Source organism: Pseudomonas sp. Pseu.R1 (assembly GCF_045764065.1).
In the GTDB taxonomy this organism is placed as follows: domain Bacteria; phylum Pseudomonadota; class Gammaproteobacteria; order Pseudomonadales; family Pseudomonadaceae; genus Aquipseudomonas.
The window spans coordinates 3,605,779-3,627,851 of record NZ_JBJGEE020000001.1; the positions used below are offsets into that span (position 1 = coordinate 3,605,779).

A 22,073-nucleotide genomic window follows, 5' to 3' on the forward strand; every position below is an offset into this window, starting at 1 on the left:
GAGCCGACTTGCTGGCGAAAGCGGAGTGTCAGTCACCAGAAGAGTGGATTGATATATCGCATTCGCCAGCAAGCCGGATCCCACAATAATGCGCGTCGAGACATGGACTCATGATCGGTGCCGATTCTGTGGGAGCCAACCGGGTGGCAAATGTGGCCAGCCAGACAACACCGAATCTCCCACAGCCTTTGCATAGAATTTGCACAACCCCTCGCGCCCGACCCTGACGCGATTTCCTTGACGCTTCGTCTATTACCGATTGATACGGATAAGTCCCGTTCTATCGACATCGCTGTTAGGCTGGCTTCCATTGTTTCCCAACGCCAGGCCTATCCAGATGTTAGAGCGCTTGCTGGTGGTGTGTGTATTGGTCCTGGCTGCGCAATCGGCCGCAGCCGTCACCATCTACCGTTTTACCGACGCCAACGGAGTGGTTTCGTTTACCGACCAGCCCGTCCCCGGCGCGCAGGTGATGAAACTTCGAGAGCGCATGGTCGAGCGCATCGACAGCCAGGTGCGCCTGAGTGTCAAGAAGGCCAAGGGCACAGACAGCCTTTATGTGCGCAATGACCTCTACGCGCCGGTGGAGGTCGAGCTGAAGCTGTCAGGCGTGAAGAACGTCGTTGGCGTTGCCGATCAAGTCATCCGCCGCACGATTCCGGCCCGCAGCAATGAACGCCTGATCGCCCTCAGCCCGCAAATCCCGAGCAAGGCGATGGCCTACAAGCCCAGTCTGCGTTCGATGATGGGGGATCCGACGCGAGGTATCGCCAGCAACAGCTTGGGGTATCGGTACCCGTTGCCATGGATTGGTGGGCCGTTTCGCATCAGCCAAGGCCCCAACGGCGCCTACAGCCACGTGGGCGCGAAGAGCCGCTACGCCATCGACATTGCCATGCCGGAAGGCACGCCCATTATCGCGGCCCGCAGCGGGACGGTGATCAAGACGGAAAACAATCAGTCAGGGCGAGGTGCCAATCCTTCGGGCAACTTCGTGAGGATTCTGCACGATGACGGCACGATGGGCGTTTATCTGCACCTGAAACAAGGATCGGTGGTCGTCAAGGAAGGTGATCGTGTCGTCGTCGGCACACCGCTGGGGCGTTCCGGGAACACCGGCAACAGCACAGGTCCCCACCTGCACTTCGTGGTGCAGCGCAACGTGGGGCTGGCGCTGGAGTCGATTCCATACGAATTCGCCCAGCCGGTGCAGAGCCTGCCGAATTTTGCGATTGGTGGGAACTGAATCGCGGAACCATGTTTCATCAAATTTGTGGGAGCCGGCTTGGTGCCGGCTCCCACAGATCGCGCAGCACCTGATGCATCAATCCAGCTTCAACACCTTTGCCAGGACGATTTTCGGGCCTTTCATCTTTTTGATGATGATCCGCAGACCCTCGACTTCCATCACTTCCTCTTCCTCGGGCACGCGCTTGAGGCTGTCGTAGATCAGGCCGGCCAGCGTTTCGGCTTCGACGTGGTCCAGATCGATCCCCAACAGGCGCTCGACCTTGAACAGCGGCGTATCGCCCCGCACCAGCAGCTTGCCCGGCTGATAGGCGAGGATGCCGCGCTCGGCCTTGCGGTGTTCGTCCTGAATGTCGCCGACCAGCACTTCCAGCACGTCTTCCATGGTCAAGTAGCCGATCACTTTGCCATCCGCTTCCTCAACCAGCGCGAAATGCGCGCCGCCCTGACGGAACTGCTCCAATAGGCGCGACAGCGGCATGTGTTTAGAGACGCGCTCCAGCGGACGGGTCAGTTCGGACAGGTTGAACGACTCGGGAATGTGATCCAGCGCTGCCAATTCAAGCAGCAGATCCTTGATGTGCAGCAGGCCGACGAATTCCTCGCGCTCCGAGTCGTACACCGGATAGCGGCTGAATTTGTGGCGGCGGAACATCGCCAGAATCTCTTTGAGCGGCGCGTCGGCGTAGAGAATCACCATGTCTTCGCGGGAGTTGGCCCAGTCCACCACTTCCAGCTCGCCCATTTCCACGGCCGATGCCAGCACGCGCATGCCCTGATCGCTCGGGTCCTGACCACGACTGGAGTGCAGAATAAGCTTGAGCTCTTCGCGGCTGTAGTGGTGCTCATGGTGCGGCCCCGGCTCGCCTTGGCCCGCAATGCGCAGAATGCCGTTGGCGCTGGCGTTGAGCAGGTAAATCGCCGGGTACATGATCCAGTAAAACAGGTACAGCGGAACCGCTGTCCACAGCGACAGCAGCTCTGGTTTGCGAATGGCCCAGGATTTGGGCGCCAGTTCGCCGACCACGATGTGCAGGTAAGAGATGACAAAGAACGCGGTGAAGAACGACACGCCCTTGACTACTTCAGGCGAGCTGACGCCCACGGTTTCCAGCAACGGTGCCAGCAGATGCGCGAAGGCAGGCTCGCCGACCCAGCCCAGGCCCAGTGAGGCGAGGGTGATACCCAACTGACAGGCCGATAGATAGGCGTCGAGTTGGCTGTGTACCGTGCGCAGAATACGGCCTCGCCAGCCGTTTTGCTCGGCGATGGCCTCCACGCGAGTGGAGCGCAGTTTGACCATGGCGAACTCTGCCGCAACGAAAAAGCCGTTGAGCAGGACCAGAATCATTGCAAAGAGAATCATGCCGAAGTCGGCGAAAATTGAAGCCAGGCTAATACCAGGGGAAGGGTCCATGATGGAGTTTTGCAGGTTCCGTTTTGAAAAAAGAGATGAAATAAGCCCTCACAAATGGAGGGCCTAAGCAGCGCAATTTAGCGGCTATCTGCCGCCATTACTAGGGTTTGGTCATCTGTAGTGGGGCGAAGTTGCAGATAAACACACTGCCTTTCCCCAGTACGCTGTTGATTTCCAGCACGCCACGGTGACGCAACAGCACGTGTTTGACGATCGCCAGACCCAGCCCCGTGCCGCCGGTGTTGGACGCGCGGCTGGAGTCGACGCGGTAGAAGCGCTCGGTCAGTCGGGGGATGTGCTTGCTGTCGATGCCGATGCCCGAATCCTGCACGCTCAGGTGAGCGCCGCGTCCGTCTGCCCACCAGCGGATGCGGATCTTGCCCTCGGCAGGCGTGTATTTCACGGCATTGAAGATCAGGTTGGAAAACGCGCTGCGCAATTCCGCTTCGCTGCCCTTGAGGCTGACCTCGTCCTCGATCTCCAGCGAGATCTGCTGATTCTTGCTGCCGGACAGCGCCTGAGCATCGTTGGTGATGCTCTGCAACAGCGGCTTCACGGCGACCGGCTGGTTGTCCGACGGATAATCCGTGGCTTCGAGCTTGGCCAGCAATAACAGATCGCTGAGCAACGTCTGCATGCGCCCGCCCTGTTGCTGCATCTGTTGCAGCGCCCTGACCCAGCGCGGGTTCACCTCTTCGACGTTATCGAGCAGCGTTTCGAGATAGCCACAAATCACCGTCAACGGTGTGCGCAGTTCGTGGGACACGTTGGCCACGAAGTCTTTGCGCATTTGTTCGAGCTGGTGAAGCCGCGTCACATCGCGCACCAACATCAAGTGCTCGTTATTGCCGTAGCGCGTGATCAGCATCTGAATGCGCATGCGGTCATTGGCGGGCGAGGGGATTTCCAGCGGCTCGGCGTAGTTGCCTTGCTCGAAATACTCTTTGAAGCGCGGATGCCGCACCAGGTTGGTCACCGGCTGGCCGCTGTCCTGTGGGGTTTTCAGGCCCAGCAGGGTTTCGGCGGCACGGTTCCACCATTCCAGGTTGCCCTCGCTGTCGAGCATGATGACGGCGTCTTTCAGCGCGGCGGTGGATTCCTGAACCCGGTCGATGACCGCTTGAAGACGTCCGCGCACGCGCTGATCGCGGCGTTGCAGATGGTAGATGCTGTCGAAGACGTCGCCCCACAGACCGTAGCCGTCTGGCGGCGGCTCATCGGGTTTGTGGTTGCGCAGCCAGTCGTGCAGGCGCAGCAGTTGTTTGAGGGTCCAGGCCAGATAAACGCCCAGACCGATCGCCAGGCACCAACCGTAATGCCCGCTGACCAGCCCGGCCAGCAGCGAGGCTGTGACCAAAAGCAGCAAGTGGCGGATCAGGGTGCCATGCCAGTTGTGATTCAATTAACGCGTCCTTGTCTTACAGCGTAATGCTGACCTTCTCCAAAAGCGTTCTCAGCTTTTGGTGGAGAAACGGTAGCCAGTGCCGCGGACGGTTTGTACCAGATTTTCGTAAGCATCGCCGAGGGCTTTGCGCAGACGACGAATGTGCACGTCGACGGTGCGTTCTTCAACGTACACGTTGCCGCCCCAGACCTGATCCAGCAACTGGCCACGGGTGTAGGCGCGTTCCTGGTGTGTCATGAAGAACTGCAACAGGCGGTATTCGGTCGGACCCATCTCGGCAGGTTTGCCGTCGATGGTCACGCGGTGGCTGATCGGGTCGAGCAACAGGCCGCCCACTTCGATTGGCGACTCGCCGTCGTTGGGGCCTGCGCGACGCAGCACGGCCTTGAGGCGTGCAACCAGTTCGCGAGGGGAAAACGGTTTGGTGATGTAGTCGTCGGCGCCGACTTCCAGACCCTGAATCTTGTTGTCCTCTTCGCCTTTGGCCGTGAGCATGATGATCGGGATGTCACCGGTCAACTCATCGCGCTTCAGGCGGCGCGCCAGCTCGATGCCGGACGTGCCGGGCAGCATCCAGTCGAGCAGGATCAAATCGGGTTTGCGGTCAACGATCACGGCGTGGGCTTGCTGAGAATTCTCTGCCTCCATGCAGTCATAGCCGGCCATTTCCAGTGCGACGGCGATCATCTCGCGAATCGGCGCTTCGTCGTCGACGATCAGAATGCTCCTGCCAACCATGCCTCGAACCTCATGTCATTTAACTGTCTTGGGGCGCATTAGATAACGGAATTATTGCAGTCGTGTGACAGGTTAGCGGGAACGAGGCGCGATGTCCGGGCTAGAGCTAGACTATCGGTCCTGTCCTACAACGTTTGTCCAAACAACGACTAATAAAAAGAGGATGTATCTATGGCTAAAATTTCTAATGCTGTCCTGGGACTCTTGACCGCTGCCGCGCTGGCTTCATCCGGTATGGCGTTCGCGCATCATCAGGCAGAAACGAAGGATGGCGTGCTCGTCGACAAGAAAGGCATGACCCTCTACACCTTCGACAAGGACACCTCCGCCGGGAAGTCGGTGTGCAACGACCAATGCGCAACCAACTGGCCGCCGCTGGTGGCCGACGCGACTGACAAGGCCGAGGGCGACTGGACCATCATCAAGCGCGACGACGGCGCTTCGCAGTGGGTTTATAAAGGCAAGCCGCTCTACACCTTCAAAAACGACAAGGCCGCTGGCGACAAGATCGGCGACGGCAAGGGCGATGTCTGGCACGTCGCCAAGCCCTGACCCGACGTAGCGCGCTGAGCTGGCCCGTTCGGGTCAGCGCAGCGCGTAATCCACCACGATTCCGACGAAAATCGCCAGCCCCGCCCAATGGTTGTGCAAAAACGCCTTGAAGCAGGCTTGTGGGTCTTTGTAACGTGTCGACCAGAACTCCCAGCCAAAGCACGCCGCTGCCACCACCAAGCCAAGAAAGAAGTACAACCCCAACTCAAAGCGTGAACCGGCCAGCATCAGGCAGAACAGCGCCAGGCCTTGCAGCGTGAGGATGATCACGCGGTCGGCATCACCGAACAGCACGGCGGTGGATTTCACGCCGATCTTCAGGTCGTCTTCGCGATCCGTCATGGCGTAGTAGGTGTCGTAGCCCACTGTCCAGAGCAGGTTGGCGATGTACAGCAGCCAGGCTGCGGCAGGCAGATCGCCGGTCTCTGCGGTGAACGCCATCGGCATGCCCCAGGAGAACGCCGCGCCCAGCACCACTTGCGGGTAATAGGTGTAACGCTTCATAAAGGGATACGTTGCCGCCAGCGCCAGACCGCCGAACGACAGCCAGACGGTCGTCGCATTGGTCAGCAGCACCAGCGCAAAGCTCAGGCCCACCAGCACCGCAAACAGAATCAGCGCTTCTTTCGAGGTGACCTTTCCGCTGACCAGCGGGCGCAGTTCAGTGCGTTTGACGTGGCCATCGACCTTGCGATCAGCGAAGTCATTGATCACACAACCCGCCGCGCGCATCAGAAACACGCCGATCACGAAAATCAGCACATTGCCCAGCGAAGGCGAGCCTTTACCCGCGATCCACAGCGCCCACAGCGTCGGCCACAGCAGCAGGTAAACGCCGATGGGCTTTTCGATGCGCATCAGTTGGATGAAGTCCCAGGCCCGTGGGTGCAGGCGATTGAGGGATTTGAGCAGCGACAGGTACATCAGTGGCGCTCCTTGTGGGAGTCGGACGTCTGATCGATGGCGCGCCAGACGGTCGACAAAAACACTTCGGCCACCAGAATGCTCAACGGCCCTCGGCTGAAGCAGGAACGACGACCCCATAAACCTTCTGTGGTGTCGGCGTCGGGCAGCCAGCGTGCGGGGTATTGGCAGATTTGCAACGGGCCGCGTGCGAACGCCCGGTCACTGAACAGCAGTTCGCCCAGCGAGCGTGTGCCCAACTCATCCATGTGCAGGCCGTCCTGTTCCAGTGCGGCGCGCCCGGCGACACTGCGCGCGAACACCCACTTTTCGCCATGACCCAACAGATAGACTTCTCGCACCCAGCCCTCGCTGCCTTCGGGCAACTGCAAGGCAGCGCATTCATCGGCGCGCAGGCGTTGCCAGCCCTCGAACAGGGGCCTCACGCTGAAGCCATCGTGAGACAACCGCGTGAGGCGGCGGGTGAGGGAGTCTTCGTGGAACAGCCACTCAAGAACGCCAGGCTTGGGGGATTCGATCAGTTGATCGCGCAACAGCCATTCGGGCGACGGACATGCAGGATTTTGCTGGATCACGGTGGGCAAATATTGGCGGCAATCGAGGCGGCGAGCTTAGCATGATTGAGGATTCTGGCCGACGACCGGCGCCGATCATCCGCATCAATGAAGCTTGCGTCCGCACGCGTCGATCAGTAAAACGCCCAGACCCGATCGAAAAAGTGTGCGGCGCCAGTCCTGGAGTCATAGCCACGTGGTTGGGCACGTATAGCCTGAGAACCGAGAGAACCGACCGATGAAAAAGTGGCAATGCATTGTCTGTGGCCTGATTTACAACGAAGCCGATGGCTGGCCGGATGACGGCATCGCTCCGGGCACCCGCTGGGAGGACGTACCGGAAGACTGGCTCTGCCCGGATTGTGGCGTCGGCAAAATGGATTTCGAGATGATCGAAATCGCCTGATTTTCTGTCTTTGAATGACCTTGGAGGAATGAATGAACGCGCCTGTAGTGATCATTGGTACTGGCCTGGCGGGCTACAACCTGGCCCGCGAGTTTCGCAAGCTCGACAGCGAAACGCCGCTATTGCTGATCACGGCTGACGACGGCCGTTCCTACTCCAAGCCCATGCTCTCCACCGGCTTTGGCAAGAATAAAGAGGCGGATGGCTTGAGCATGGCCGAACCTGGCGCGATGGCCGATCAGCTCAAGGCCGAAGTGCGCACGCACACGCGCGTCAGCGGCATTGATCCGGGCCACAAGCGGTTGTGGATCGGCGAAGAGGCGGTTCCCTATCGCGATCTGATTCTGGCGTGGGGTGCGGAAACCGTGCGTGTGCCGGTCGAGGGTGATGCGGGCGATGCGATCTTTCCGATCAATGATCTGGAGGATTACGCGCGTTTTCGTGCTGCGGCGGCGGGCAAGCGTCGGGTGCTGATCCTCGGCGTCGGGCTGATTGGCTGCGAATTTGCCAATGACCTGATGCTCGGTGGCTATGAGGTCGATCTTGTGGCGCCTTGTGAGCAAGTCATGCCGACCCTGTTGCATCCTGCCGCTGCGGCAGCCGTTCAGGTGGGGCTGGAGGGGCTGGGCGCACGTTTCCATTTGGGGCCAGTTCTAACCCGGTTGGTGCGTGTTGAGGACGGCCTTGAAGCGCACCTGTCCGATGGCGAAGTGCTGCGCTGCGATCTGGTGGTCTCGGCGATTGGACTACGTCCCCGCGTGGATCTGGCAGCAGCGGCGGGTCTCGAAACCGGACGAGGGGTGGTGGTAGATCGCCATTTGAAAACATCCCACGCCAATATCTATGCCCTGGGCGATTGCGCCGAGGTCGACGGTCTCAATTTGTTGTACGTCATGCCACTGATGAGTTGCGCTCGCGCATTGGCGCAAACCCTCGCCGGAACACCGACGGCGGTGAAGTACGGCCCGATGCCCGTCACCGTGAAAACCCCGGTTTGCCCGTTGGTGGTCTCTCCCGTGCCAAAGGGGTTGGAGGGTGCCTGGAGCATCGAAGGGCAGGGCGCCGACATCAAGGCCCTGTGTCACGATGCCGACGGCAACCTGCTGGGTTATGCCCTCACCGGGGCCGCGGTGATGGACAAACTGGCGCTGAACAAGGTGCTGCCGCCCCTCTTGGCGTAAATACTTGTCGTTCTGTCGGATAAGGCACGTTTTTGAGGGGACAAACGTCGCTCTCGTACTGGCGCCGGGTTCAGCGGCATGCCATCCTCATTCCGGTCTGCCGCTACGTAGAGCCGTCGCGGCACCTGCTCGCAGTCCTTCTCGGCTGCACGGGACATAAAAACAAAAACCGTAAAAGAGGCTTCATATGCGTAAACCAGAACTCGCAGCCGCTATCGCTGAAAAAGCAGATCTCACCAAAGAACAAGCCAGCCGCGTCCTCAATGCCATCCTGGAAGAAATAACAGGTGCCTTGCACAAAAAGGACAGCGTGACTCTGGTCGGCTTCGGCACCTTCCTGCAGCGCCATCGCGGCGCACGCACCGGCAAAAACCCACAAACCGGTGAGCCGGTCAAAATCAGGGCTAGTAACACCGTTGCGTTCAAGCCAGGCAAGTTTCTGAAAGACAGCGTCAATCCGTAACGAACCGCTGAGCGCCTTGCGGAAGGCGGACAGCGCGCAAATGGGCATACCTGAGACCGGGATGCCCATTTTTATTGGCTGCGATTGTCTATCCCGCCACTTTGCGACCGGCGAGTTCTGCTCGCTCATTTCGCCTCAAGGCTCGCTACACTGCCGCTGGATGCGGAATTCGCATCGGATCGGTAGAGGCGTTGGACATGAAGTTTCGTTTTCTTCTCTGGATGCTGGGCCTTTTGATGGCCCGGGCCAGCCGCAACAATCCCGCGTTCCAGCAACAACTGGCGGGCAAGGAGCTGACCTTTCAACTACAGACCAGCGACGGCAAAGTTGCCCGGCATTTTGTGGTGCGTGATCAGCGAGTCAGTAGCCGGGGAGGCTCTGTGGCGTCGCCCGCCTTTGCCATCGCGTTCAAGGATGCCGCCTACGGCTTCGACACGATGCAGGCGAAGAACAAGCAACTGGCGTTCATGCAGGGGATTCAAAACAAAGACATCCAGGTCACCGGGAATACGGGACTGGTGATGTGGTTTCAGGGGCTGACGAAGTATTTGAAGCCGCGCAAGAAGAAAGCGTAATCCGAGGTGCCGATGGATTTACGCCTTATCTGTAGGAGCCGGCTTGCTGGTGAAGGCGGTGGGTCAGTTATGGATGAGTGAACTGTCCCGCCGCATTCGCGACCAAGGCGGCTCCCACTGTGATACGTGTCGAACGATGGATTTATGATCGGCGCGGATTCTGTGGGAGCCGGCTTGCTGGCGAATGCGATAGACCCGCCAACATAGAATCTCCTACAGGGACCGCCTCAATCCGGAGCCGTCAGTGAAACTGCGAAGCCAGCTCGCGCAGTAGCACTTCGGCTTCCAGCACCTTTTGCACAACGTCTTCGGCTTTTTCACGCGGCAGGTCCAGGCGCTCGAACAATTCGTCCGGGATGCTCTCCTTCGGACCTGAGCCGATGCCTTCCTTGCGCAGCAGGCGTACCGCCAGACACACCAGGTTGGCGTACTCGTGGTGCTCGCCTGCGTAGTGCGGGTCATGCTGGAAGCGCAGCGCGGTGGCCAGCTCTTCAGGCATGTCCCAGTTGCGCATCAGCCAGGAGCCGATTTGCTCGCGGGTGATGCCCAGCAGGTGCTGCTCCACGAAACTGTGATGCAGGTGCGGGTTGACCTCGATCTGACGGCAGATCAGCGAGAAGTGCGGCGGAAACACGTGGGCCAGTAACAGGTAGCCAAAGTTGTGCAACAGGCCCGCCAGATACGTCAGACCGCTCTCCGGGCGCTTGGCGCGCGGCATGGCGCGGGTCAGGCCCTCGATGACCGCAGCGGTGTAGATCGACTGCTGCCAGTACGGCGTGGCGTGCTGAGGATGATCTTTCGGCAGTGCCAGGGTTTTGCCCAGCGCCAGACCCAGGGCCAGGTTGATCACCAGATCGAAGCCCAGCACGCGAACGATAGCGTCTTCGACCGAGCGAATCTTGCCCGCCGAGCCGTAATATGGCGATGCGGCCCAGCTCACCACTTGGGCGGCCAGCGCCGGATCGGTCTCGACCACGCCGGTAATGTCATCGATGGTGGCGTCCGGGTCGACCCGCAGCTTGATGATTTTTTGCGCGGTGTCGGCAAGCGGCGGGATCTCCACGGTCGCTTCCAGGCGCTGCTGGATGCGGCGAGCGGTGAAGTTCTGCACAGCCTTGGTGATTTCGTCGCGGTCGTCGTCAGGGCGGGTGAGGTTCGGTTGCACCGAGGTCACTGGCTCACCGAAGGTGGCAGCGCTGGCTTTGCTCAACAGGGCCTTGAAGTCATCGCTGCTGATTTCCAGCAACAGGCCAGGCTCACCCGAGTCGATCAGGACGGTCGGCTCCAGCAGCAGGCGTTCATCGTAGAGGCATGGCGAACTGGTCAGGGCAGGCAAAGCAGGCAGAACGCGCAGGCTGTGTTTACCCAGCATCTGATCGAGGTGATCCTGCGACACAGCGGTCAGCTTGCGTCCGGTCAATTCGGTAATGCGATTCAAATCCAACAGCTGGTTTTGTGGAAACAGGACCAGCAACGCGCCCACGGTGTCATGGACTAGAATGGCCTGCACCTTTTGCGCGGTGGGGAGCGTTTCGTCGTCCATGACTTCGCGGTAGCTGATGGAAGCTTTGCCAAGCAGCTGCCGGATGACAGACGGGGCGTGTTGGGTTGCGTCGATTTGGGCAACTTCTGTCATGGCCTGTATCCAGATTCCTACAATTGCTGAAGTATAACCAGCTTAGTTGTTCTATAGGTGAGACACGTTCTTAATGCTGACCACTTCACACTTGGCCGTATTGCTGGCCGTGTCGCAGCCAGCGTTCCAGCAGCGGACTCACGTGTTGGGGCCAGCGCTCCAGTAAAGCCTGGGCCGCGTCCCTGACGGCGGGCAGCAAGTCTGCGTCGCGCATCAAATCGGCAACCTTGAATTGCAGCAAGCCCGTTTGTCGGGTTCCCAGCATTTCACCCGGCCCGCGAAGCTCCAGATCCTTTTCCGCAATCACGAAGCCATCGTTAGTTTCACGCATGATCCCCAGTCGCTGCTTGCCGATCTGCGACAGCGGCGGGTGATACAGCAGCACGCAGTGACTGACTGCGCTGCCGCGTCCGACTCGCCCGCGCAACTGGTGAAGCTGTGCCAGACCGAGCCGTTCCGGGTTCTCGATGATCATCAGGCTGGCGTTGGGAACGTCCACGCCAACTTCGATCACGGTAGTAGCTACGAGCAGCTGCAAATTGCCTAGCTTGAATTCGGCCATTACTGCCGCTTTTTCCGCAGGCTTCATGCGCCCGTGGATCAATCCAACCTTGAGTTCGCCCAACGCACTGGTGAGTTCTTCGAAGGTCGTCTCGGCGGCTTGGCAGGTCAGCTCCTCGGATTCTTCGATCAGCGTACAGACCCAATACGCCTGACGGCCTTCTGCGCAGGCATTGCGCACCCGTTCCACGACTTCGATGCGGCGGCTGTCGGCGACCAATACCGTGTTGACGGGCGTGCGGCCCGGCGGCAATTCGTCGAGGATCGAGGTGTCGAGATCGGCGTAAGCGCTCATGGCCAGCGTCCGAGGAATTGGCGTTGCGGTCATGATCAACTGATGCGGGCACATCAGGCCGCCCACACCCTTTTTGCGCAGGGCCAAGCGCTGCTGAACGCCAAAGCGATGTTGTTCATCGATGATCACCAGGGCGAGGTTCTTGAATTGCACTTCGTCCTGAAACAGCGCGTGAGTGCCGACGACCATCGGTGCTCCATTGGCGATTTGCTCAAGAGACGCGGCCCGGGCCTTGCCTTTGAGCTTGCCCGCCAGCCACGCAGTCTCGATGCCCAGTGGCTCAAGCCAACGGGTGAAATTGAGGTAGTGCTGCTCAGCCAGAATTTCAGTGGGAGCCATCAGTGCGACCTGATAACCCGCTTCCAGCGCCTGCAATGCAGCAAGGGCGGCGACCACCGTTTTGCCCGCGCCCACATCGCCTTGAATCAGCCGCAGCATGGGTTCCTGCTGGCTGAGGTCGTAGGCGATTTCCTTGCCGACCCGTTGCTGCGCGCCGGTCGGTGGAAAGCCCAGATTGGCCAGGAACTGTTTGGGCAAGCGCTTGGCAATGGGCAGTGCAGGCGCGCGCTGGGAGCGCAGACTCTCCCGCAGGCGCTGTTGCGACAGTTGATGGGTCAGCAGCTCTTCAAACGCCAGCCTGTGTTGAGCCCAGTGGTGGCCCAGCGCAAGTTCTTCGACGTCCGCGTCAGCCGGTGGGTGATGCAGGTAGCGAATCGCGTCGGCCAGTGGCGCGAGCTGGTAGTCGCGGGCCAGTTCTTCGGGCAGCCAGTCGGGCAGGCTTCGCGGGCCGAGCATGCCGAGGCTCTGTTGGCACAACTGGCGCAGCCGTTGCTGCGTCAGCCCTTCTGTTGTCGGGTAGATCGGCGTGAGCGTCTGCTCGACGGCGACGTGTTCCTCGCCGGTAATCGAGCGATATTCGGGGTGATAGATTTCAAGCCCTGAAGCGCCGGGCCTTGCTTCGCCGTAGCAACGCACGTGGGTGCCTCGTTTAAGGCCCTCTTTCTGTGCGTTGCTGAAGTGGTAGAAGCGCAGGCTCAAGACACCCGTGCCGTCACCGAGGCGCACCAGGAGACTGCGACGTTTGCCCATCACCACGTCGGCGCCGCTGACCACGCCTTCAATTACCGCATCCTGGCCGGGCCGCAGCGCGCCGATGGGCACGACGCGGGTGCGGTCCTGATAACGCAGGGGCAGGTGAAACAGGACGTCCTGAATGTTCTCAAGACCCACCTTCGCCAGCTTTTCCGCCATGGCCTCACCGACGCCCTTGAGCGCCGTGACCGAGACGTGGGACAGCTCTGTCATACCGCCACTTAGCTCGCTTGGGCCTGGGCTTTAGGGCGAGCGACGGAGCACAGACGGATCGAGTCGGCGAGGATTTCGATGGCCTTGGGGCGCGGGAAGCTCGCGCGCCATGCGATGGCCACGGTACGGAACGGCACGGGCGCAGACAGCGGACGGACCTCAATCACGCCGGGAGCGTAATGGTGGCTGTCGACGGCCGACATCGGCAGGATCGAAACCCCAAGACCCGATGCGACCATGTGGCGAATGGTTTCCAGAGAGCTGGATTCGACCGTCGTGTGCTTGGCGCTGTCGCCGCCCTTGACCAGTGTCGGACAGGCTTCCAGCACCTGATCGCGGAAGCAGTGGCCTTCACCCAGAAGCAGCAGGCTCTTGTCATTGAGCGCCGAGGCGTCGATGGTTTCTTTCTGCGTCCATGGATGATCGGAAGGCATCAGCACGTAGAACGGCTCGTCGTACAGCGACATGGTCAGTACGTCTGCTTCGTTGAACGGCAGGGCGATAATGATCGCGTCAAGCTCGCCATTGCGCAGCTTATCGCGCAATACGTGAGTGAAGTTTTCTTCGATGTACAACGGCATTTGCGGGGCGACCCGATGCAGTTGCGGAATCAGGTGCGGAAAGAGGTAAGGGCCAACGGTGTAGATCGCGCCGACTTTGAGTGGAGCCGTCAGTTGGTTCTTGCCGGTCTGGGCGAGTTCACGAATGCCTTGAGCTTGTTCGAGCACTTTCTGTGCCTGAGCCACGATGCCCTCGCCAACCGGCGTAAGACGTACCGCACTCTTGCTGCGCTCGAAAATCAGCACACCGAGTTCATCTTCCAGCTTCTTCACGCCCACCGACAGGGTCGGCTGGCTGACATGGCAGCGCTCGGCGGCGTGGCCGAAGTGCTGCTCTTGAGCGAGGGTAACGATATAGCGCAATTCTGTGAGGGTCATAGCGTGCGTCCATGAAGTTGCGGCCCCAGCATAGCGGGTGCAATCGATAGACGCACGTTATCAAGCCCTCTGTTGTCGCAAAATCAGCGTTTCAGCGTTTATCCAGGGAATAAACGAAGGGCGCGACGACTTCCAGCGTGCCATTGTTGAGTAATTCGGCCGGTGGTTTAGGCAACGGCTGGGCGCGACGAATCATTTCCAGCGTGGCCCGGTCCAGTGCCGCACTGCCTGAGCCGCCCGCGATTTCGTAGGACAGCACGCGGCCTTCGCCATCGACGACGAAGCGCAGGCGGTTGATGCCTTGCATGCCGCGACGACGTGCGTCCTCCGGATAGCGCTTGAATTTGGCCAGGTGGCGCAACAGATCACCCTGCCAGCTAGGCAGTGCGGTGCTCGGCGGCGACGGCGGCGCCGCTTCAGGTGCTGCCGATTTTTCAGGCTTGGCGTTGGACGGCGGAGTGTCTACCGGTTTTTCATCGGCAGGCTTCTCTTCCTTCGGCGGCTCGACCTTTTTCACCGGCTTCGGTGGCTGAGGTTTCGGCTTTGGCTTGACCGGTTTTGGAATCGCGATTTCCGGTTTTGGCGCTTCAGCGATAGGCGGAATCGGCAGTTGTTCTTCCGGTGCCGGAGGCTGCGGCGGCTGAACCACTTTGGGCGGTGGTGGCGGAGCGGGCTCTGGGACGGGCGCCAGCTCGATCATCATCGCAGCCGGTGGCAGCTCGATGGCCTGCGGGGCGGACCAGTGCAACGCAACGAAAATCGCCACGGCATGGACAGCCAGCACCAACAACAGACTACCGCTATAGCGCGTCAGTTTTTGGCGCGTATTGATCATTTCTTACCAACCGTCTCAAGACCCACCAGACCGACTTTCAGGTAACCGGCACCGCGCAGGAGGTTCATGACTTCCATCAGATCGCCGTAATCCACGCCCTTGTCGGCCTGGAAGAAAATCGTTGTGTCTTTCTTGCCCTTGGTCTTGGCGTCCAGCACCGGGCCGATCTGCTCGCGTGCGACTTTCTCGTCGCCCAGGTACAGGCTCTGGTCGGCCTTGACGCTCAGGAAGACGGGTTTCTCGGGCCGGGGTGCGGGTTTCGCCGTAGACGCGGGCAGGTCGACCTTGATGTCCACCGTGGCTAGAGGCGCCGCCACCATGAAGATGATCAGCAGCACCAACATGACGTCAATGAACGGCGTCACGTTGATTTCGTGGTTCTCGGCGAGGTCGTCGCCACCTTCGTTAAGATGCAGGCCCATGGTTTACCCCATCTTGACCATGTGCGGCTGCTGATTGCGGTCAGCGGCTGGCTGGTGGTCCAGGTCGCGGCTGACCAGCAGCAGCACCTGCGCCGAGGCGTCGGAAACCTGCGCCTTGTAGCCCGCGATTGAGCGAGCGAAGACGTTGTAGATGACAACCGCAGGAATCGCGGCGACCAAGCCCAGTGCCGTGGCCAGCAGCGCCTCGGCGATACCGGGTGCTACGACAGCGAGGTTGGTGGTCTGGGTTTTGGCGATGCCGATGAAGCTGTTCATGATGCCCCACACGGTGCCGAACAGACCCACGAACGGGGCGGTTGAACCGATGGTGGCGAGAACGCCGGTGCCCATGCTCATGTTGCGACCGCAGGCTGCGACCAGACGCTCCAGTCGGAAGCTGACGCGTTCCTTGATGCCCTCGCGCTCGCGGCTGTTGGCCGACAGGTGCATTTCTTCCATGGCGTCGTGAACCAGCAGGTTGGCCAGCGTGCCTTCTTTCTTGGCACCCGCAGCGGCCTCGTCCAGTGTGCGAGCGCGTTTAAGGGCAGCGATTTCGCCTTTCAGGCGACGCTTGGCGCCCAGCAACTCAAGGCCTTTGGCGATCCAGATGGTCCAGGTGATGATCGATGCAACAGCGAGGCCGATCATGACCGCTTTAACGATAATGTCTGCGTTCTTGTACATGCCCCAAGGCGACAAGTCGTGGGACATGCCCAGGCTGTTGTCTTCGGCAGCGGCTTCCAGCGATTCAGTCGGCGCGGGTGCAGCGGGATCCTGAACGGCTGGCGCGGCATTGGTGTCCACTGGTGTGGCGGGTGCCGGAGCGGCAGACTGCACGGCCGACGCTTGTGCTGGAGCGGAAGAGTCAGCGAGCGCGACAGGGGCCAGCATCAGGCTGAACAGCAGCGCTGCGATAGCGCGCCCTGCACGCGGCAGGCCTGAAGACGTGATAGACGAAGCGGGGGATTGAGTACGTGTCATGCTGGCCCGACCTGATATGAAAAAGGTATTTCGTTCTGAATGCGTCACGCTGCGCGAGGCGAGCGGAGAAGAACAAAGGGCCGACATTATTGCAAGTAATTCTTGTTAACAAAAGTAATAGAGTATCTTTTTTTAACATAAACGCGTCCCGATGGTCGCTTGGCGCCCTTGTTTCATGGGGGCGAGCCTACTTTTCATGTGGAGATTGGTCATGACAGCGCCATCCGTTTTGATTGCAGGATGTGGCGACATTGGCGGGAGGCTGGCCGCACAAATCCAGCCTCAAGGCTGGACGGTGTATGGCTTGCGCAGAAATATCGCCAAGCTGCCACGCGGGGTGCGCGGCGTCAGTGGTGACTTGTTCGATGCGCGCATGCCTGACCAGTGGCCAGAAGGGCGCATCGACTATCTGGTGTATTGCGCCACGCCGACCGAGCGTGACGAAGCAGGATATCGCGCGGCGTATGTACAAGGTTTGCGCCATGTACTGGGCTGGATCGAGCGCAGCGGGCAAAGGCCCAGACGGATTTTCTTCGTGTCCAGCAGCAGCGTTTACGGACAGCAGGAGGGTGAATGGATTGACGAGACTTCACCCGCCGAGGGATCCGGTTTCTCGGGGCAGGTCATGCGCGAGGCAGAACGGGTCGCGCTCGAAAGTGGTTGGCCCGCCAGCATTGTCAGGCTGACGGGCATTTATGGACCGGGGCGCAGCGATCTGATGAATCGAGTGCGGCAAGGGTACAGCGTTGCGGTCGAGCCACCTTTATATGGCAACCGGATTCACGCCGACGACGCGGCAGGCCTGTTGGCGTTTTTGCTGCAAGCGGACGCGAAGGGTGTGGCGCTGGAAGAGTGTTATCTGGGTGTGGATGACGCGCCCGTGCCACTGGCCGAGGTGGTCGACTGGATGCGGCAGCGGTTGGGCGTGACGCAATGGTCGGACGAGAACAGCGTCAGGCGTGCGGGAAGCAAGCGTTGCAGCAATACCCGGGCGAAAGCGCTGGGCTGGGTGCCACGGTATGCGACGTATAAAGAGGGGTATGAGGCGATGTTGGGCAGCAGCCCGGATTGATCAGCGTATTGGGATATGTCTGTGGGAGTGAGCTCGCTCACGAAGGCGCTGTTTCAGACACCGCCAATGTGACTGATCCAATTCTTTCGTGAGCGAGCTCACTCCCACAGGCTGCATGTTTGCCAAGTGTCAGTTCTTCTCTAACACCCAATGCCGCTCGCCCGGACGCAGGTCCGGCATTTCGGTCGGTTGTGCGTTGTTCACGGCCTGGAAAATCTCCAGTTGCTTGCCTTGACGCACAAAAACCCAAGGGTTGCCGCGCTCGTTTCTTTCCAGCCACATGCTGTCGTATTCGCCGCTCATGGCCGCGCAATCGCCTGCCAGACACAGGGCGTAACGATCGTTGCCCGGCAAGCCGCTCACGCTGCCATCGGGTTCGAACTCGACTACGCTGCCTTGGCCTTCGCCATTGACGATGGTCCATTTACCGCCCAGGTACGCGGTGTATAGCGCGCGCTCGAAGCTGCTGCCCGGCTGCGCACCGGCCTGTGCAGGTTCTTTCGGCATGCGGAAGTGTTGCTCGGGGCCGGAATCGCTGGCGCTTTGTACCAGTTCGTCGCTCTTGAGTTTCAACTCGTCCGATGCGCTGCCGTAAACGTTGACCTTCCAGGCGCCATTCGGGTCCTTGGCGATCTTGCCATCGGTCAGCTCGAAACCGTTATAAGACGTGGCCTGCCCGGCCGCCGTGTTGATGTTCCACTCCAGCGTTGGGCCGTACGCCAGCAGCGACTGGCGCAAGTTGCCGCCTTCAGCCGCAGCGTCGATGGCTGCCTGGTTGATCCAGACGCCGTCAGGCGTTTTGTTGGAGTGGCTGGCACAACCGCTCAGCAGCGCGGCCAACAGCGAGAGGGCGAACGCGACGCGCATGGGCATGGCGGAGTCCTTCCTTTGTTCTGAGGGGGCGGAGCGCACATGCGCTCCGCGAGGGGTTTTACTCGATGACCAGCACGGCGTCCATTTCGACCTGCGCGCCGCGTGGCAGAGCGGCTACGCCGATGGCTGCGCGAGCCGGATAAGGCTGTTCGAAGTATTTGCCCATGATTTCGTTGACCTTGGCGAAGTGGCTCAGGTCGGTCAGGAAGATGTTCAGCTTGACGATGTCCTTGAACGAACCGCCTGCGGCCTCAGCAACAGCCTTGAGGTTTTCGAAGACCTGAACGGTCTGGGCTTCGAAGCCTTCGACCAGCTCCATGGTTTTCGGGTCCAGTGGAATCTGGCCGGACATGTAGACGGTATTGCCAGCTTTGATCGCCTGGGAGTACGTGCCGATGGCGGCAGGGGCTTTGTCGCTGGAGATAACGGTCTTGCTCATGAAAAACTCCTGTTGGCGGTTGGCTACGCGCGCATGCGGGTGATGCGGATCACCCCGGTCAGGGCGCGCAGTTTCTTGATCACGCGGGCCAGATGCACGCGGTCGTGCACGCTGACCACCAGTTGGACCACGCTGATACGACCATCGCGCTCGTCCATGCTGATTTTCTCGATGTTGCCGTCGGCGGCGTTGACGCTGCTGGCCAGCAGTGCGATCAGCCCGCGCTGATGCTCCAGTTCCACGCGCAGCTCGACATTGAATTCGCCGGTGACGTCCTTGGCCCAGGAAAGCTGGATGCACTTTTCCGGGTTGTGGCGGATTTCACTGATGTTGCGACAGTTGTCCAGGTGCACGACCATGCCTTTGCCCGCTGAAAGGTGGCCGACAATCGGGTCGCCCGGAATCGGCGTGCAACACTTGGCGTAGCTGAGTACCAAGCCTTCGGTCCCGCGAATCGCCAGCGGCCCTTCGGCGTTCGGCAGTTCTTCGGTTTCGCTGGCCAGGAGACGGCGGGCCACAACGTAGGCCATGCGATTACCCAGCCCGATGTCTTCGAGGAGGTCTTCGATGACCTCGACCCGGTACTCGGTGAGGATCGCTTGCAGACGCTCGTGGGGGATTTTTTCCAGGCTGCTGTCGAAGCCGTTCAGCACTTTGTTCAGCAGTCGCTCGCCCAAACTGATGGATTCCGAGCGGCGTTGCAGTTTGAGGGCATGACGGATGTGGGTCCGTGCCTTGCCGGTGACCACGAAGTTGAGCCAGGCTGGGTTCGGGCGAGCGCCCGGCGCGCTGACGATTTCGACTGTCGAGCCACTTTGCAGCGGTTCGGACAGTGGCGCCAGGCGACGATTGATTCGGCAGGCAATGCAGCTATTGCCCACGTCGGTGTGTACGGCATAAGCGAAGTCGACCGCCGTGGAGCCTTTGGGCAGCTCCATGATCCGGCCTTTGGGCGTGAACACATAGACCTCGTCCGGGAACAGGTCGATCTTCACGCTCTCGATGAATTCCAGCGAGTTACCCGCACGTTGCTGCATTTCCAGCACGCCTTTGACCCACTGACGGGCGCGAGCGTGGGTGCCTTTGGGCTGTTCGTCGCCGGACGACTTGTACAACCAGTGCGCCGCGATACCGTTGTTGGCCATCTCTTCCATTTCGCGAGTGCGGATCTGGATTTCGATAGGCACGCCGTGCATGCCGAACAGTGTCGTGTGCAGCGACTGATAGCCGTTGGCCTTGGGGATCGCGATGTAATCCTTGAACCGGCCGGGCAGCGGTTTGTACAAATTATGTACAGCGCCGAGTACGCGGTAACAGGTATCGACCTTGTCTACGATGATCCGGAACGCATAGACGTCCATGATCTCGTTGAAGGCCCGACGCTTGCCGCGCATCTTCTTGTAGATGCCGTACAGGTGCTTCTGGCGTCCGCTGACGTCGCCTTCAATGCCATCGACGGCGAGGCAGTGGGCCAGCGACTCTTCGATCTTGTTGACCAGTTCCTTGCGGTTGCCGCGCGCGCGTTTGACCGCCTGCCCAATGCGCGAGGAACGCATGGGGTACATGGCCTTGAAACCCAGGTCTTCGAATTCGATACGCACGCTGTGCATGCCAAGGCGATTGGCGATGGGGGCGTAGATTTCGAGGGTTTCCTTGGCGATGCGGCGGCGTTTTTCGCCGGAGAGCACTTCCAGCGTGCGCATGTTGTGCAGGCGGTCGGCGAGCTTGACCAGGATCACGCGAATGTCGCGCGCCATGGCCATGGCCATCTTCTGGAAGTTTTCGGCTTGAGCTTCGGCCTTGGTCTCGAAGTTCATCTGGGTCAGTTTGCTGACCCCGTCGACCAGTTCGGCCACGGTTTCACCAAATTGCGCACAGAGTGCTTCTTTGGCGATGCCGGTGTCTTCGATCACGTCATGCAGCATCGCAGCCATCAGGCTCTGATGGTCCATGTGCATGTCGGCAAGGATATTAGCCACCGCCAGCGGGTGCGTGACGTAGGCTTCACCGCTACGACGGCGTTGGCCGTCGTGGGCTTGTTCGGCGTAGAAGTACGCTCGGCGAACCAGATTGACCTGATCGGCGCCGAGGTAGGTCGAGAGGCGATCGGCGAGGGCGTCTATGCTCGGCAAGATGCGACTCCTTGCCGAAGATTGTGACCCTGCGCCTTGCTACGTCGACCGGGCATAGGCTTAGACGGCCTCGTTGGACTCGTCCTCGAACGCAGCGAACAGTGGTTCATCTTCAACGATTTCAGCTTCTGCAATGACGGAGTAGTCCATCAGGCCCGCTGCGATTTCACGCAGGGCAACAACGGTAGGCTTGTCGTTTTCCCAGGCCAGCTTTGGCTCTTTGCCGCCGGTCGCCAGTTGACGCGAACGCTTGGTGGCGAGCATGACCAGCTCAAAGCGGTTATCTACATGTTCCAGGCAGTCTTCAACGGTCACGCGGGCCATGGGTATTCCTCAGTAGCAAATGCGGTATGCGCGGTGCCCGGATTGGGCGAGCGGACTCGGTAGTTTAAAAAAACACCAGCCTTTATGGAAGCGCTGATTTTGTAGCAGTCCGGCTTGCCGGCGGTGGCGTCCTCAAAATCGCTACCGCCGGCAAGCCGGACTGCTACGGGTGTGCGTTAGGCCAGCAGTCGGGCCAGCAGCTCGGCATGACGCTGCTGCTGATGTTCCTGACTCAGCAGGTTGGTGCGGAAGATCGCTTTGAGGTCTTCCAGCGCCGTGGCGAAATCATCGTTGATCACGATGTAGTCGTATTCGACGTAATGGCTCATTTCGCTGACCGCTTCGCGCATGCGACCTTCGATGATCTCGTCGCTGTCCTGCCCGCGGTTGGTCAGGCGTTGACGCAAGGCCTGCTGGGTTGGCGGCAGGATGAAAATCGAGCGGGCGTGGGGCATCAGCTTGCGCACTTGCTCGGCGCCCTGCCAGTCGATTTCCAGAATCAGGTCGTGACCTTCATCCAGGGTCTGCTGCAGACGGCTCTGCGAGGTGCCGTACAGATTGCCGAAGACTTCGGCCTGTTCGAGAAAGTCGCCGTGCTCGATCATTCGCACGAATTCGGCGCGGTCGACGAAGTGATAGTTCACGCCGTCCACTTCACCGGGGCGCATGGCGCGGGTGGTGTGGGAAATGGAGACGCGGATTTGCGGCTGCGCATCGATCAGGGCTTTGACCAGGCTGGTCTTGCCCGCGCCCGAGGGGGCGGAAACGATATACAACGTGCCGGTGCTATGGGTCAT

At 60.2% G+C, this 22,073-nt stretch carries 23 protein-coding genes; 7 read left to right on the plus strand and 16 right to left on the minus strand.

Annotated features, from left to right (window positions below; translation table 11 throughout):
* Positions 1 to 337 precede the first annotated feature (337 nt).
* Positions 338 to 1,246 (plus strand): peptidoglycan DD-metalloendopeptidase family protein, encoded by a 909-nt coding sequence (locus ACI5GA_RS16665; protein WP_404635536.1) that lies wholly within the window; start codon positions 338 to 340, stop codon positions 1,244 to 1,246.
* Positions 1,247 to 1,324: 78 nt separating this feature from the next.
* Here the strand turns inward: ACI5GA_RS16665 and ACI5GA_RS16670 are convergent, their stop codons facing one another.
* From ACI5GA_RS16670 to phoB, 3 genes are all read right to left on the minus strand, one after another.
* Positions 1,325 to 2,665 carry a hemolysin family protein gene (locus ACI5GA_RS16670; protein WP_404635534.1) on the minus strand — a complete coding sequence of 447 codons (1,341 nt, stop codon included), beginning with the start codon at positions 2,663 to 2,665 and terminating at the stop codon, positions 1,325 to 1,327.
* Positions 2,666 to 2,765: 100 nt separating this feature from the next.
* Complete coding sequence (gene phoR, locus ACI5GA_RS16675) at positions 2,766 to 4,067, minus strand: phosphate regulon sensor histidine kinase PhoR (protein WP_404635532.1); 1,302 nt, start codon at positions 4,065 to 4,067, stop codon at positions 2,766 to 2,768.
* A gap of 51 nt (positions 4,068 to 4,118) precedes the next feature.
* A complete protein-coding gene (gene phoB / locus ACI5GA_RS16680; protein ID WP_062379821.1) occupies positions 4,119 to 4,808 on the minus strand; it encodes a phosphate regulon transcriptional regulator PhoB in 690 nt (229 codons plus the stop codon).
* A gap of 171 nt (positions 4,809 to 4,979) precedes the next feature.
* Here phoB and ACI5GA_RS16685 point away from each other — a divergent pair, with 171 nt between their 5' ends.
* On the plus strand, positions 4,980 to 5,360 hold the full coding sequence (locus tag ACI5GA_RS16685; protein WP_404635530.1) for a COG4315 family predicted lipoprotein: 381 nt from the start codon (positions 4,980 to 4,982) through the stop codon (positions 5,358 to 5,360).
* A 33-nt stretch (positions 5,361 to 5,393) separates the two neighbouring features.
* Here ACI5GA_RS16685 and ubiA read toward each other — a convergent pair whose 3' ends face one another.
* Together ubiA and ACI5GA_RS16695 are read right to left on the minus strand one after the other, a co-directional pair.
* Positions 5,394 to 6,284 (minus strand): 4-hydroxybenzoate octaprenyltransferase, encoded by an 891-nt coding sequence (gene ubiA, locus ACI5GA_RS16690; RefSeq protein WP_404635528.1) that lies wholly within the window; start codon positions 6,282 to 6,284, stop codon positions 5,394 to 5,396.
* Positions 6,284 to 6,859 carry a chorismate--pyruvate lyase family protein gene (locus ACI5GA_RS16695; protein WP_404635526.1) on the minus strand — a complete coding sequence of 192 codons (576 nt, stop codon included), beginning with the start codon at positions 6,857 to 6,859 and terminating at the stop codon, positions 6,284 to 6,286. The genes ubiA and ACI5GA_RS16695 overlap by 1 nt, the downstream gene beginning before the upstream one ends.
* A 217-nt stretch (positions 6,860 to 7,076) precedes the next feature.
* Between ACI5GA_RS16695 and ACI5GA_RS16700 the strand changes: the two genes are divergently transcribed.
* The 4 genes from ACI5GA_RS16700 (at position 7,077) to ACI5GA_RS16715 (ending at position 9,463) form a co-directional block, all read left to right on the plus strand.
* Positions 7,077 to 7,244, plus strand: coding sequence for a rubredoxin (locus ACI5GA_RS16700; protein ID WP_108236219.1), 168 nt, complete (start codon positions 7,077 to 7,079; stop codon positions 7,242 to 7,244).
* A gap of 32 nt (positions 7,245 to 7,276) precedes the next feature.
* On the plus strand, positions 7,277 to 8,425 hold the full coding sequence (locus tag ACI5GA_RS16705) for an NAD(P)/FAD-dependent oxidoreductase (protein WP_404635524.1): 1,149 nt from the start codon (positions 7,277 to 7,279) through the stop codon (positions 8,423 to 8,425).
* Between the two features lie 187 nt (positions 8,426 to 8,612).
* Complete coding sequence (locus tag ACI5GA_RS16710) at positions 8,613 to 8,888, plus strand: HU family DNA-binding protein (RefSeq protein ID WP_404635522.1); 276 nt, start codon at positions 8,613 to 8,615, stop codon at positions 8,886 to 8,888.
* A gap of 197 nt (positions 8,889 to 9,085) precedes the next feature.
* On the plus strand, positions 9,086 to 9,463 hold the full coding sequence (locus tag ACI5GA_RS16715; RefSeq protein WP_404635712.1) for an SCP2 sterol-binding domain-containing protein: 378 nt from the start codon (positions 9,086 to 9,088) through the stop codon (positions 9,461 to 9,463).
* Between the two features lie 241 nt (positions 9,464 to 9,704).
* Here the strand turns inward: ACI5GA_RS16715 and ACI5GA_RS16720 are convergent, their stop codons facing one another.
* From ACI5GA_RS16720 to exbB, 6 genes are all read right to left on the minus strand, one after another.
* Positions 9,705 to 11,099, minus strand: coding sequence for an aminoacyl-tRNA deacylase and HDOD domain-containing protein (locus ACI5GA_RS16720; RefSeq protein WP_404635520.1), 1,395 nt, complete (start codon positions 11,097 to 11,099; stop codon positions 9,705 to 9,707).
* An 85-nt stretch (positions 11,100 to 11,184) separates the two neighbouring features.
* Positions 11,185 to 13,260, minus strand: coding sequence for an ATP-dependent DNA helicase RecG (gene recG, locus ACI5GA_RS16725; RefSeq protein WP_421423478.1), 2,076 nt, complete (start codon positions 13,258 to 13,260; stop codon positions 11,185 to 11,187).
* Between the two features lie 8 nt (positions 13,261 to 13,268).
* Positions 13,269 to 14,198 (minus strand): hydrogen peroxide-inducible genes activator, encoded by a 930-nt coding sequence (locus ACI5GA_RS16730; protein WP_404635516.1) that lies wholly within the window; start codon positions 14,196 to 14,198, stop codon positions 13,269 to 13,271.
* A gap of 91 nt (positions 14,199 to 14,289) precedes the next feature.
* The gene (locus ACI5GA_RS16735; RefSeq protein WP_421423479.1) at positions 14,290 to 15,033 is read right to left on the minus strand and encodes a TonB family protein; all 744 of its coding nucleotides are present in this window, start codon (positions 15,031 to 15,033) and stop codon (positions 14,290 to 14,292) included.
* The gene (gene exbD / locus ACI5GA_RS16740) at positions 15,030 to 15,455 is read right to left on the minus strand and encodes a TonB system transport protein ExbD (RefSeq protein ID WP_108236211.1); all 426 of its coding nucleotides are present in this window, start codon (positions 15,453 to 15,455) and stop codon (positions 15,030 to 15,032) included. The genes ACI5GA_RS16735 and exbD overlap by 4 nt, the downstream gene beginning before the upstream one ends.
* A 3-nt stretch (positions 15,456 to 15,458) precedes the next feature.
* A complete protein-coding gene (exbB, locus tag ACI5GA_RS16745; RefSeq protein WP_404635512.1) occupies positions 15,459 to 16,436 on the minus strand; it encodes a tonB-system energizer ExbB in 978 nt (325 codons plus the stop codon).
* Between the two features lie 211 nt (positions 16,437 to 16,647).
* Between exbB and ACI5GA_RS16750 the strand changes: the two genes are divergently transcribed.
* Entirely contained in the window at positions 16,648 to 17,508 is an 861-nt protein-coding gene (locus tag ACI5GA_RS16750) for an SDR family oxidoreductase (RefSeq protein ID WP_404635510.1), read from the plus strand.
* 129 nt (positions 17,509 to 17,637) lie between these two features.
* Here ACI5GA_RS16750 and ACI5GA_RS16755 read toward each other — a convergent pair whose 3' ends face one another.
* The 5 genes from ACI5GA_RS16755 to gmk form a co-directional block, all read right to left on the minus strand.
* On the minus strand, positions 17,638 to 18,375 hold the full coding sequence (locus ACI5GA_RS16755; protein ID WP_404635710.1) for a hypothetical protein: 738 nt from the start codon (positions 18,373 to 18,375) through the stop codon (positions 17,638 to 17,640).
* A 64-nt stretch (positions 18,376 to 18,439) separates the two neighbouring features.
* Positions 18,440 to 18,820: a RidA family protein gene (locus ACI5GA_RS16760; RefSeq protein WP_166594036.1), complete on the minus strand. Its 381-nt coding sequence runs from the start codon at positions 18,818 to 18,820 to the stop codon at positions 18,440 to 18,442.
* 23 nt (positions 18,821 to 18,843) lie between these two features.
* Positions 18,844 to 20,952: a bifunctional GTP diphosphokinase/guanosine-3',5'-bis pyrophosphate 3'-pyrophosphohydrolase gene (spoT, locus tag ACI5GA_RS16765; protein WP_404635508.1), complete on the minus strand. Its 2,109-nt coding sequence runs from the start codon at positions 20,950 to 20,952 to the stop codon at positions 18,844 to 18,846.
* A 60-nt stretch (positions 20,953 to 21,012) separates the two neighbouring features.
* Positions 21,013 to 21,276: a DNA-directed RNA polymerase subunit omega gene (rpoZ, locus tag ACI5GA_RS16770; protein ID WP_108236206.1), complete on the minus strand. Its 264-nt coding sequence runs from the start codon at positions 21,274 to 21,276 to the stop codon at positions 21,013 to 21,015.
* A 176-nt stretch (positions 21,277 to 21,452) separates the two neighbouring features.
* Entirely contained in the window at positions 21,453 to 22,073 is a 621-nt protein-coding gene (gene gmk, locus ACI5GA_RS16775; RefSeq protein ID WP_404635506.1) for a guanylate kinase, read from the minus strand.